We start from the raw sequence: 12562 nt of genomic DNA, 5'->3' as shown, positions 1-12562 counted from the left end.
AAATTTATTCTGGTATGAAAAAATTGGTATTCTAGTTAAAATACGATAAAATTTTATACATTTTTTAATTAAATACTAAAACCCCAAAAAGCTGGAAATAAATGTATTTGGAGATGTAAATAGATGATTTTACTTAAGCATATATAAGACTTTTTTGATAATAGATACAGTGACACTTGTTACTGTATTGACAGTTTCAGGGTTTGCTAAGACAATATCTCAATACAATGTAATAGTTTTTATTACCAATGGATTGCGATCTAGTAAAGTTAATGCTAGTTGAAACCCCTAATCTTCATGAAATTCGCCAACAGGGTGTAAGTTTTGTCAATAGTCATTGGTTGTTTCCTACTTTTACTACCGCTAATGCTTCTGCGATCGCAACGGGACATTATCTCGGTGATACTGGTGATTTTAGCAATACAATTAATGTTGGCTTTCCTGTCAAAAGTGCCAGTAACAGCCCAGTTCCTTTTTTAGAAAATAATGCTGTTTTGGGGAAAACTAGCCAACACTTTGATGGTAATTACTTAAATCTTTAGTCAGAGGATTCAAAAAAGTTACTTTTAAATCTAATACTTTGATATCCTAACTAAGTACTAATGGATTAAAAACGATCCTGAAGTATCAAACTGTTGGCTCAACTTGATATTTTAACATTGCTGGTTTCCTGGTCGGATGCTTGGTTTAGCAAAATAGTACGCCATTGCTATATTTAAATCTTTGAAACTATCAAGATTATTTCATTTCCAGAAATTAAAGAAAATGTAGCAATCAACATCAGTAAGTGTCTTTTTGAGAGCTTCTCAACAACACTAACTTTCCCCTACAGTTTGATTCTTCAAAGCTAGTTACAACGCGCTTTGAAGTGATTAGCATCACCATTTTTTTGTTCATACTGTTGACATAGTTGATGACTAAAGGTTATAAAATCTTAAAGAAAAATAAATCAGTCTGCCTAATCCACTATATTCCCAACAAACATTTGTAAAGGGTAAACCGGAGCGGAGGAACCAAACCTGGGGCGTATTTTGAAGAAAGTTAATAGTTAATAGTGAGGAGTTAAAAGTTACTAAACTCACAACTCATAACTTTCTTAAGAAGGACATCTCTCAGTCCTAGCCCGTCAGCTAACTTCGTCGGCATTGAGAAGAGACTGAACGAGCAGCATTCTTAACAAGTAATGCCTTGTTCTCGTCAGTGTCCTTTGGCTGGTAACTTTGCGGTTCGTTGTGCCTGCCCTCGGCCTTGAGAGAGGATAATAATATCTTGATTTCTGGCGTTTGAGGCAGGATTATTTACCTTGAGGTGAAAATCAGCTATGTTCCAGAATAAGAAACATCGCATTGCCCTAATTTCTGTTGATGGCGACCCGGCGGTTGAAATTGGTCAAGAAGAAGCTGGGGGTCAAAATGTTTATGTGCGTCAAGTAGGTTATGCCTTAGCCCAGCAAGGTTGGCAAGTGGATATGTTCACTCGTCGTAGTAATCCTGAACAAGCTGCGATCGCTCAACATAGCCCAAACTGTCGTACTATTCGGTTAAAAGCTGGCCCAGCTGAGTTTATCGGGCGAGATAACTTGTTCCAGCATCTACCTGAATTCATAGAAGAATTTCAGCAATTCCAGCAGCGCCAAGGGTTCCATTACTCCCTCATTCATACCAACTACTGGTTATCATCTTGGGTGGGTATGGAATTGAAAAAGCAGCAACCCCTGATTCAGGTACATACTTACCACTCTTTAGGAGCCGTTAAATACAGAAGTATTGGTGATGTTCCTGTAATTGCAGCCCAGCGATTAGCTGTAGAAAAAGCCTGCTTGGAAACTATAGACTGTGTAGTTGCAACTAGTCCGCAAGAACAGAAACACATGCGGGTACTCGTTTCCAGCAAGGGAAACATTGAAATGATTCCCTGTGGCACTGATACTGACAAATTTGGGGGAATTCAGCGAACTGCGGCGCGGGAAAAGTTGGGAATTGCCCCAGATGCCAAAATAGTTCTCTATGTTGGTCGCTTTGACCGCCGTAAAGGAATTGAAACCTTGGTAAGAGCCGTTGCCAAGTCTAGTTTAAGAGGTGAAGCTAACCTTCAGTTAGTGATTGGTGGTGGTAGCCGTCCCGGTCAGAGTGATGGAATAGAACGCGATCGCATTGCTAGCATCGTGACTGAACTCGGATTAGAAAATTGTACAACCTTTGCTGGTCGCCTAGATGAAACCGCCCTCCCCTTCTACTACGCCGCCGCTGATGTCTGCGTAGTCCCTAGCCACTATGAACCTTTTGGTTTAGTTGCTATTGAGGCAATGGCTAGTCAGACACCAGTCGTAGCTAGTGATGTTGGCGGGCTACAGTTTACTGTTGTACCAGAAGTAACAGGATTACTTGTGCCTCCTAAAGATGAAGTAGCTTTTGCTGCTGCTATAGACCGCATTCTTGTCAACCCAGCTTGGCGAGACCAATTAGGTGAAGCGGCTCGACAACGGACAGAAATCGCCTTTAGTTGGTACAGTGTCGGATTCCGACTGACTCAGCTTTACACTCGTTTGTTGGCTCAAACTGCACCCAATACCCAACTCCGAATTGCAGCTTAATTTTTACAGCTTTGTGCGCGGAACTAATATCATCAAAGTGATTTTGCCGCGCCCAAATAGCCAACGACAAACTACTCAACCTAGTTAATTAGGAAGTCAGAATTATGTTGCATATCGGGGATTATGCTTTGCATCAAAGAACAGGGCAAATTGGTCAAGTTTTCGGTTATGGGCATGAGGTAATGGATGGAGTGTACATAACCACCCTCAAAGTCAGAGTGAGCAAGCATAAAGGAACTCGTCGTCAAAGCAGATTTCTCGAAGATGCTTACTCCAGATGGATACTGGCAGAGTCAGAATAAGGGAAAACATCCCATCTCCAAATAGCACAACTGTGCGTACATACAAATAATTTGGGATAATTTATTTTTTGGAAGTCCCTAAACAAATAGATTTGTTTTTCTATTAAACGCAGAAAAACAAATCTAGTTGTCTATCGCAAAAGTTTTGATAGGTTTGTAGTGAGGACTTTAGTGCTTGAATATTTGAGGACTAAAGTCCTCACTACAAACGTATTTACAACTCATAACTAATGCGATAGACAAGTAGTAGCATTGTCAATTTAATTGGCTGCGGTTTTGGCAGTATTTTGAAGATAGCGGGAAAAGTTCACTGAACTTTTCCCGCTTCAGTTTAGCTAAAGACTTTTTTTGTCACATTAACTCGATCGGTAAATCAAAACAAGCATTGCCCGATTTAGGCATTGCAGCCAGCGATTTGTGCGTAATAAAGCTTGTACAATTATCAAGGTGGTTTTTACTGCCAGAATACTTCTCAGGTGTAAAATTTATCGACAGCAAAATTTTTCTACTTTGTATTTTTTCATGCTTCACTTGTGGCAAAAATTACCCAAGTTAAGCACTTCTATATTGCAATAGATAACTTTTACCCTTATGACTGGAGAGCAAAATCTTGGGAATAGAACTACGCAGTTTCGTATTTCTCGACAACCTGCAACCTCAACATGCAGCATATATGGGAACAGTAGCCCAAGGCTTCTTACCATTACCAGGGGATACATCACTGTGGATTGAAATCTCTCCTGGTATCGAAATTAATAAGATTACGGATATAGCCCTGAAATCTGCTTCTGTCCGTCCGGGAGTACAGGTAGTTGAACGACTATACGGACTATTGGAAGTTCATTCTAGCTCCCAAGGGGAAACGCGAGCTGCTGGTCAAGCAATTTTGGCGGCACTAGGAGTCAAAAGAGAGGAATGTCTGAAACCGCGTGTTATTTCTAGTCAGATTATCCGCAACATCGATGCTTATCAAACACAACTGATTAATCGCACGCGCCGGGGACAGCTACTACTAGCAGGACAAACACTATATGTATTAGAAGTGGAACCTGCTGCTTACGCCGCACTCGCTGCCAATGAAGCGGAGAAAGCGGCGAGGATTAACATTCTTGAAGTTCAAGCTGTAGGTAGCTTTGGACGACTTTACTTAGGTGGGCAAGAACAGGATATTCTAGCAGGTGCGGCGGGAGCTTTAACGGCCATTGAAAATGTAGCTGGCCGAGCAAATCCTCTAGGTGGTCGTCAGGAGTAAAGGAAAGAAAATGGCAAATCGAGAGCATCTAGCTTTACTGAAAGCAGGTGCAGTGACATGGATTGAGTGGAGAAAGAAAAATCCTCAGATTGAACCAGACCTCAGTGCTGCAAATCTGCAAGGGCATAACCTTAGAGGCGCAAACCTCCAGGGGGTAAATTTGAGAAAGGTAGATTTAGGTAATGCTTTACTGGTGCGAGCAAACCTCAGTGGTGCTGACCTCAGTAGTGCCAACCTCAGTAAAGCGTTCCTCATTGAAGCTAACTTGAGTGATGCTAGCTTGAGTGTTGCTAACTTGAGTGGTGCTATACTTACCCAGGCAGATTTGAGCCAGGCTAATTTGATTGGAGCCGATTTGAGTGAGGCGAATCTGAGAGGCGCTGCGATCGCTCATGCTAATCTAATTGGAACTGACCTAAGAGACGCTAACTTGAGAGATGCCGATTTAGGTGCAGCGAAGCTAATACGGGCAAATCTATCTTTTGCCAACCTGATTGAAGCTAACTTAATTGAGGCTGACCTCAGCGAAGCAAGTTTGTACGAAGCGGAAGTATTGGGGGCTTATCTTTATAAAACTGACTTATACAAAGCTAATTTGAATAAGGCTCGCTTTAGTGGTGCTTACCTGTTGCGGGCTAACTTAAGTGAAGCTGACTTGAGTCAAGCTGACTTGAGTTGGACTAACCTGAGAGGCGCGAATTTGGCAGGGGCAAATCTTAGAGGAGCCAACCTGAGAGGAGCCGACATAAGGGGAGCTAACCTCAGTGGCGTAAATCTTCAGGAGGCAATTATGCCTGACGCTTCAAAGCACAATTAGTTAGCCATAAAAGGTAATTATGTCGATTGTTACAAGGTTTGCGGTAAGCGTAAAGCTCAGTCACCTTAGTACTGAGATATCAGCGACGTGAGCAGTAATAAAGGCAAATGAAAAATCCGGTTCCCTCCCCTTTACAAAAGGTTTGAGGCTCTATTGGGCGTAAATCTTACTTCTTGAAGAAATCGCCGCTGTGAAAAGTCTCTTAGAAACTTCCAAATAAAACAATATCCCAAAACTAACGCAAATAATTCTCTCTATCTCTTCTCCCTCTGTGTTCTCTGTGTCTCTGTGGTTTGTTTATTTGGATAATTTCTTTCTATGGAAGTCCCTTACCAGGAAATTTGCGATCGCTCTTGCACAACTCGCTGATATACTTCTTGAGTTTGCCTAGCTAATTTCGGCCAGCTAAAACGCCGCTCTAAATCCTCATAAGCGTTATCCACCAACCATTGTCGATAACCTGGATTTTTCAACACTTCCAAAATTCCCCAAGCTAAAGAGTCGGAATTGTTCACCCAAGTAACAATGCCTGTTTTGGTATGTTGCACCACTTCGGGAAAACCACCTGTATCAGAAACCACTACAGGCACGCGAGAAGCAAAGCTTTCTAAAGCGACAATTCCAAATGGTTCGTAAAGACTAGGAAAAACGGCACAGTCAGCAACAGTTTGGAATTTATCTAAGTAATCATCAGAGAGAAAACCTGTAAAATAGCAATGATGCCAAATTCCCAAATCCCAGGTTTGGCGCTTGAGATGGTCAGTATTGCCGCCACCGACGATGACAAATTTAACGTTACCTCCCATTTCCGAAAGGATTTTTGGTGCGGCATTAAGTAATATAGGTACACCTTTTTCGTATGTCATGCGACCGAGGTAATAAACGATTTTCTCGTTGTCTGTAGCAAATTGGCGGCGAAAATCTAGCGCATGAAAATCTACGTGATGCTGTTTCTTTTCGGCTCTGATACCGTTATAGATAACATCGATTTTGTCCCAAGGACTGTATAATGCTCGTTCTACCTCTTGGCGCATATAGTCGCTACAAACAATAATCCGCCAAGCATTGTAAGCTAGTAAAGTTTCTTTGCCATTTATATAGCCTTGGATATCTGTGTGAATACCGTTATAGCGTCCGTATTCTGTAGCATGAATTGTGGCAATTAGTGGTATTTTAAAATTATGCTTGAGAGCGATCGCAGCATCTCCAACTAACCAATCGTGGGCATGAATTAAATCAAAGGGTCCTTCCTCCAAGATCAACTTACCACCGTGATCTCCCATACTCAAGTTGAGATTGACTACCCAGTGGAAAAAATCGTTACTATGTGCCACTGGCACCCGATGTACCTTTACTCCTTCAACCACCTCATACATCGATGCGTGACCAAACTCCGCCGTAATCAGGTGGACTTCATGCCCTAGCTTTACCAGTTCCGGGTACAATTCCGCTACATGTCGCGCAATTCCCCCAACAATCCTTGGCGGAAACTCCCAACTCAATACCAATATCTTCATCTGTTAGACTCCCCGACACTTTACAAATATCTAAACAACTACATTTACCTAAAAATACAAGTCTGGCGAATGCAGTGAGTACTTTTACTAAATTTTTAGATTTTTTAACAGTTATTTTGTTAAAGCTTATCAAAGGTTATCAACTGTGTGCTATCGATAGGAAGCAATGTATAATGCTAATTCGTAATTTAAAACACTTGAGTGCCCGTTTTGTAACTCAGGCTTTAAGAAGGGGTAACGACACAAACAGTATGAACTCGATCGCGCCCTTGCTGTTTAGCTATATAGAGTGATTTGTCCGCAGCATTAATCAAGTCTTGCGGCGAAGTTTCGGAATTTGGCACAATGCTGGCAACACCTAGACTGACAGTAACGCGATCGCACACACTAGACTGAGCATGGGGAATAATCAAGTCAGAGACTGCTTGTCGAATAGTTTGAGCTACAGAAATTGCTCCTTCAATCTCTGTATTAGGCAGAATCACAGCAAATTCTTCGCCGCCATAACGAGCTACTAAATCGGCTGGACGCTTAATAACACTTTTAAGCGCACTCCCCAATTGCCGCAAACAATCATCTCCTGCTAAATGCCCGTAAGTATCGTTGTAGCGTTTAAAAAAATCGACATCGAACAAGATTAAAGACAACGGCATTTGCTCGCGTTTGAGTCGATGCCACTCATTCTCAAGATACTGATCGAATCGACGACGATTGGCTATTTGAGTCAAGCCATCTAACGTGGCCAATCTTTGCAGTTCTTCATTGGCAGCTTGTAATTGCTGGTAGAGTACTGATTGATGAATAGCGATCGCTACCTGACTGGCTAACTGCTGCAACAAATTAACTTCAAATGCTTGCCAGTAACGAGGTGCGCTACACTGATGAGCAATGAGTAAACCCCACAGATGCTCCCCATTCAAAATCGGTACTACCATCGCAGCCTTGATTTGATAGAGTTGTAATAACTCAAAAACATCGGCTGAAAGATCAGACTCCTGAATATTATGCAGGACTGTGGGTAATCCCTGGTAATAGTAGCTAAAATCTCGTGTTCTCGAAAATGGGTGCAGTGTCTGCTCTAATCTCTGCGGGTAGTCATCACTCAGCGACTCTGCCGCAAAATAGCCACTTCCGTCAGATTCCAACTGGTAGATAGCGACGGAATCTGAACCCAAACACTCTCGAATACTGTTGACTGTTGTATTTAGAACCTCCTCCAAATTCAGTGATTGCCGAATCTGTTGAGTTACTTCAGTAATTAGTCGTTCCCCCTCTGCCTGTTGTCGCAGCAATTTTTCAGCTTGTTTGCGAGTGCTAATGTCTTCTACCGAGCCAAGAATCTGTATTGGAGTGCCGCTAGCATCTCTGGCAAATACGACTTCTCGTGTATTCAGCCAAAGCCACTCCCCATTTTTGTGTCGGAATCGGTATTCGGTGGAAAGAACTTCGTTGTCGCTAAGGTTGACGAAGCGACTTGGTACGTCATAGCAGAGGTGTTGGTCGTCTGGATGAAAGCAATTTAGGAACCACTGCGGATCTGCGTTACAAAATTCCTCTGGAGAGTAGCCTAAAATGCTAAGACTTTTTTGGTTAAGATAAATGCTTGTTCCTTTTAAGAGGTCAAATAAATACAAAATATGCGGTACGGTATTAGCAACCTTTTGGAGAAAGTCTTGACTTGAGCGCAATGCCTCTTCAGCTTTTTTACGTTCGCGCAGCGCGGCTTGATATTCACTAATATCTCGTCCCTCAGAAATAAGTAATGTTACACACCCTGCTTCATCGAGTATGGGACGTAGTGAAAAATCAATCGCGATCGCTCCATCGTCTCGATCCAAAACGTCAACTTCATAGCTAATAGATTCACCATTAGCAGCAGCTGCGATCGCAGTTTTTAATTGTGCTTGTGTCTCTGAAGAAATTGTCCACCATTTTGCTTCCCAAAATGGCTTCCCGACTACTTCTTCTCGAGTAATCCCAGCAAAATCCAGTGCTGTTTGGTTAGCCTCTAATACAATTCCATTGGGCTGAAGCAATCCGATAAACTGATTGGTTTGATTGAAAATCGCTCGGAATTTTTGCTCATTTTCACTTAATGCTTCTTCTACCTGTTTGCGGTCAGTAATATCTCGCCCAACAGATTGAAGTTCTACAAGAGTACCCTGATCATCAAATATGCCTCGAATAATCCAATGCGTCCACCGCACGCCAAGGCTTGCTATGGCCCGATTTTCAATGGCAATCACGGGATTTTCGGAACTAATGGAATTTACCAGACTAAACACCCGTTCCCGGTCTTCCTCAAACACAACAGGTTCGTAGTGTTGGGCAATAATCTCTTCTCGCTTGAGTCCAAAAAATCGACAGAAAGCTTCATTAACAAAGGTAACAATACCATCTGGTGAGCCTCTAGCAATCAGTTCCGTTTGATCTTCGAGGATGGCACGATAACGCGCTTCGCTCTCTTGCAATGCGGCTTCTGCCTGTTTGCGTTCGCTAATATCGAACACTAAACCCTGAAGTACCTGAGTTTGTCCATCCGCACAGAGAACAAGATTAGCTTGATCCCGCACCCAAATTGTTCTACCATCGCGCCTCATCATTCGATACTCGACCCTCAAAGGCTCTCCGGTGGTGATTGTCGTGTTTACAGCTTGCCAATAGCGATCGCGATCGTCTGGATGAGTGTAATTTAACCAACTATTAAAAAAACCGTGATGCCAATCTTCGGGAGCAATGCCTAACAATTGTTGCAGTTGCGGACTAATATAAGCTTCTTGAGCAGTGCTATTAATCGGTAAAATATAAACAACGCCCGGAATTTGTTCTACCAGAGTGCGGTATTTTTGCTCTGCCTCAGAGAGTTCTTCTTGGGCTTGCTTGCGACTCATGATGTTTTGAATTTCTACAATAAATATATATTTTGCTGTTAGAAATCCTGCATTAGAGGCACGCTCAAGGATTTTTGAGCCAATGGCTAGTTAGTCTCTGGCTTTCTGAAAGCTAAACCTACCAGCAGCAGGCTGAAACTCTTACGCTTGAGGCTGCTGTTGACAGCCTTTGTAATTAAAATTAACAGATATTGAAAAAGAATTCAGAATTCAGAATTCAGAATAAAAAATTTTGGTGGGGGACTGAAAATAGTAGATTCAGACACTTTTGCTAGCTTGCTGCTTTGCAGGAGTATGCGGACTCGCTTTGCGTAGCGATATCCGCCATTAGGACTCAAATTCATTCTGACTTCTGACTTCTGACTCCTGACTCCTGAATTCTATTAGCTTTGATCCAAGCGCAGTACTGCCATAAAAGCTTCCTGCGGTACATCTACAGTACCTACAGATTTCATCCGCTTTTTACCTTTTGCTTGCTTCTGTAAGAGTTTCTTCTTGCGGCTGATGTCACCACCGTAGCATTTGGCTAGCACATCTTTCCGCAAGGCGGGGATGTGTTCGCTGGCAATAACTTTACTGCCAATAGATGCCTGAATTGGGACTTTGAATTGATGGCGAGGAATTAATTCTTTGAGTTTTTCTGCCATTGCCCGCCCAACGTTGTAAGCTTTGTCTCGATGCACAATCATCGCCAAGGAATCCACAGGATCGCCGTTAATCATGATATCCAGCTTCACCAGAGGGTTCTCACGGTAGCCTATGAGGTGATATTCCATACTAGCATAACCGCGCGATCGCGATTTCATCTGATCGAAAAAGTCAGTTACAACTTCCGCCAAGGGGAGTTCGTAAGTCAGGGTGGTTCGTCCTTGGGCGAGATATTTCATATCTTTGAAGATGCCCCGGCGATTTTGTGACAACTCCATCAAGCTGCCGACATAAGTTTCCGGCGTAATCATCTCTACTTGGACGTATGGTTCTTCAATTCTTTGGCGATCGTTGGGAGAAGGCAAACGGCTAGGATTATCGATGTACAGTTCCTCTCCTTTGAGAGTAATCACTTTATAAACCACCGAGGGGGCTGTAATGATTAAATCGAGATTATACTCCCGCTCTAGGCGTTCCTGGACGATTTCCATGTGCAGCAAGCCTAAAAACCCGCAACGGAAGCCAAACCCCATCGCGCTCGAAGTTTCTGGTTCGTAATGCAGGGCTGCGTCGTTAAGTTCCAGCTTTTCTAATGCTTCCCGCAAGTCTTCAAATTGGTCAGCATCAATGGGGAACATCCCACAATAAACCATTGGGTTCGCTTCTGCATACCCTGGTAAGGGTGACTCAGCTTTTGCCTTACTAAGGGTAATTGTGTCACCCACCCGTGCATCAGCTACTGCTCTAATTGCCGCTCCCAAATAGCCTACTTCCCCAGCGTGGAGTTCTTCAACTTGCTTTTGAGTGGGAGAAAGCACACCTAACTCATCAATTTCAAATTCTTTACCGGATGCCATTAAATGAATGCGATCGCCTTTTCTGACAGTGCCATCCATCACCCGGAAATACACAATTACTCCTCGGTAACTGTCGTAATAGCTATCAAATATTAACGCTCGTAACCGTTCATTTATGGTATTGGGCGGTGGCGGTATCCGCTCGACAACTGCTTCTAAAATCTCATCAATACCAAGTCCTTCTTTAGCAGAAGCCAGAATCGCACCACTGCAATCTAGACCGATAATTTCTTCAATTTCGCCAATTACCCGTTCTGGTTCTGCCCCAGGCAAATCAATTTTATTCAAAACCGGAATAATTTCCAGGTTATTCTCTAAGGCTAAATAGACATTTGCCAAAGTTTGCGCCTCCACACCTTGGGAAGCATCCACTACTAATAGCGCTCCTTCACAAGCAACAAGAGAGCGGGAGACTTCATAAGAAAAATCCACGTGTCCAGGAGTATCAATTAAGTTCAGCACATACTGCTGACCATCCTTAGCTGTGTAGTTCATCCGGGCAGCTTGCAGCTTAATCGTAATGCCGCGCTCCCGTTCCAGATCCATGTTGTCGAGAAACTGTTCCTTCATCTTTCGGTCTTCAACAGTGCCAGTCGCTTGTAGCAAGCGATCGGCGAGGGTTGATTTCCCGTGGTCGATGTGAGCAATAATACAAAAATTGCGAATGCGAACTGCGGGAACGTCAGTCATATACTATCTTTGCCTTAGCAGCAACCAAAGTTAAAAGAGCAATTTACTTAATGTATTTTAATGCTTTCTTAGCCAAGACGCTCCGTTTTTAGTGCTGAGTTCCAAGTGCTGTTAGCGGATAGCTAGGGTTTAGACCGTGCTGAGTTAGGAGTCAAAAGTTAAGAGTTAAAAGTTAGGAGTTAGGAGTTATTATTCTTCCCCTGCTCCCCTGCTCCCCTGCTCCCCTGCTCCCCTGCTCCCCTGCTCTCTTCACCCCATCTTTAACTTTCGATCTAAATAGGTGGACTTTTAAGAATATTATGAAAGTCTATTTGTCGCTGCTAGTATTCAACAGCTAGGAGCGTACAATAAATGTAAATAAGTACATGTAGGGATCATGTAGTGATCTTGGGCAATTACGACCCGTAATTACTCATAATCACTGATTTATCGGCAAAACTTCTAGAGCCATTGTCTAGTCAGTTATATGAAAAATGCGATTTGAAACTTAAAGCTGTTACTTTGGTGCTATTTCGGGGAACTATGTAAATGTCCCCTTGAAGATTTTTCAGTGAATTAGCCCAAATGATGAATATAACTACTTTACAAAGCTTTAGACAAAACCAATTCAGAGTATATCAAACCTATGAATATGCAAGAGAAAACTACCGAAGCGGAAAACACACGAGCCGATAAGGTAGAAATTGCCGTCCGCCTGGACTCCGAGTTACTAGAGCAAATTCAGCATCTCACCAATGACCCAAGTAAAGTGATTGAGGTAGCAATTCGCCAGTGGTTGCGTGGTGAAATCCTCAGAGATGACGAACTGACGCGCACCCCTGTGCGTACCCCCGTCCCTCCTCGCGGTGAATGGAACGATTAATGCCATCAGTCATCTGTTAATGCAAGTTAAAAAAGGTGAAGTTTGTCAAGCTGGATTTCAGAACACCAAGAAATACCCAATAAAAGCAAAAAAGCTGTAAAAATTTATGTATAAATTTTAGCAGCTTTAGTAA

At 42.7% G+C, this 12562-nt stretch carries 9 protein-coding genes and 1 riboswitch; of the genes, 6 read left to right on the top strand and 3 right to left on the bottom strand.

Annotated elements, in window-relative coordinates:
- The first annotated feature begins 272 nt into the window (after positions 1–272).
- The 5 genes from GJB62_RS04915 (at position 273) to GJB62_RS04895 (ending at position 4964) form a co-directional block, all read left to right on the top strand.
- On the top strand, positions 273–542 hold the full coding sequence (locus GJB62_RS04915) for an alkaline phosphatase family protein (RefSeq protein ID WP_245246101.1): 270 nt from the start codon (positions 273–275) through the stop codon (positions 540–542).
- A 403-nt stretch (positions 543–945) separates the two neighbouring features.
- A riboswitch (cyclic di-AMP (ydaO/yuaA leader) is annotated at positions 946–1160 on the top strand.
- Positions 1161–1321: 161 nt separating this feature from the next.
- The gene (locus GJB62_RS04910; RefSeq protein WP_114081034.1) at positions 1322–2593 is read left to right on the top strand and encodes a glycosyltransferase; all 1272 of its coding nucleotides are present in this window, start codon (positions 1322–1324) and stop codon (positions 2591–2593) included.
- A 104-nt stretch (positions 2594–2697) separates the two neighbouring features.
- On the top strand, positions 2698–2895 hold the full coding sequence (locus tag GJB62_RS04905) for a hypothetical protein (RefSeq protein ID WP_114081035.1): 198 nt from the start codon (positions 2698–2700) through the stop codon (positions 2893–2895).
- A gap of 610 nt (positions 2896–3505) precedes the next feature.
- A complete protein-coding gene (locus GJB62_RS04900) occupies positions 3506–4147 on the top strand; it encodes a hypothetical protein (protein ID WP_094327655.1) in 642 nt (213 codons plus the stop codon).
- A gap of 10 nt (positions 4148–4157) precedes the next feature.
- Complete coding sequence (locus GJB62_RS04895) at positions 4158–4964, top strand: pentapeptide repeat-containing protein (protein ID WP_114081036.1); 807 nt, start codon at positions 4158–4160, stop codon at positions 4962–4964.
- Between the two features lie 329 nt (positions 4965–5293).
- On the opposite strand, the gene GJB62_RS04890 is transcribed toward GJB62_RS04895, so the two are convergent.
- The 3 genes from GJB62_RS04890 to lepA all read right to left on the bottom strand — a co-directional run bounded on the left by GJB62_RS04890 (position 5294) and on the right by lepA (position 11567).
- A complete protein-coding gene (locus GJB62_RS04890; RefSeq protein WP_114081037.1) occupies positions 5294–6481 on the bottom strand; it encodes a glycosyltransferase family 4 protein in 1188 nt (395 codons plus the stop codon).
- A 224-nt stretch (positions 6482–6705) separates the two neighbouring features.
- Positions 6706–9372 (bottom strand): PAS domain S-box protein, encoded by a 2667-nt coding sequence (locus tag GJB62_RS04885; RefSeq protein ID WP_114081038.1) that lies wholly within the window; start codon positions 9370–9372, stop codon positions 6706–6708.
- 383 nt (positions 9373–9755) lie between these two features.
- A complete protein-coding gene (gene lepA, locus GJB62_RS04880; RefSeq protein ID WP_012408259.1) occupies positions 9756–11567 on the bottom strand; it encodes a translation elongation factor 4 in 1812 nt (603 codons plus the stop codon).
- Positions 11568–12192: 625 nt separating this feature from the next.
- Between lepA and GJB62_RS04875 the strand changes: the two genes are divergently transcribed.
- The gene (locus GJB62_RS04875) at positions 12193–12429 is read left to right on the top strand and encodes a hypothetical protein (RefSeq protein WP_012408258.1); all 237 of its coding nucleotides are present in this window, start codon (positions 12193–12195) and stop codon (positions 12427–12429) included.
- The last annotated feature ends 133 nt before the right edge of the window (positions 12430–12562 follow it).

The organism is Nostoc sp. ATCC 53789 (assembly GCF_009873495.1).
GTDB lineage: Bacteria > Cyanobacteriota > Cyanobacteriia > Cyanobacteriales > Nostocaceae > Nostoc > Nostoc muscorum_A.
The sequence above is the reverse complement of the archived record's forward strand: the minus strand, read 5'-3'. Positions and strand labels throughout refer to the sequence as shown.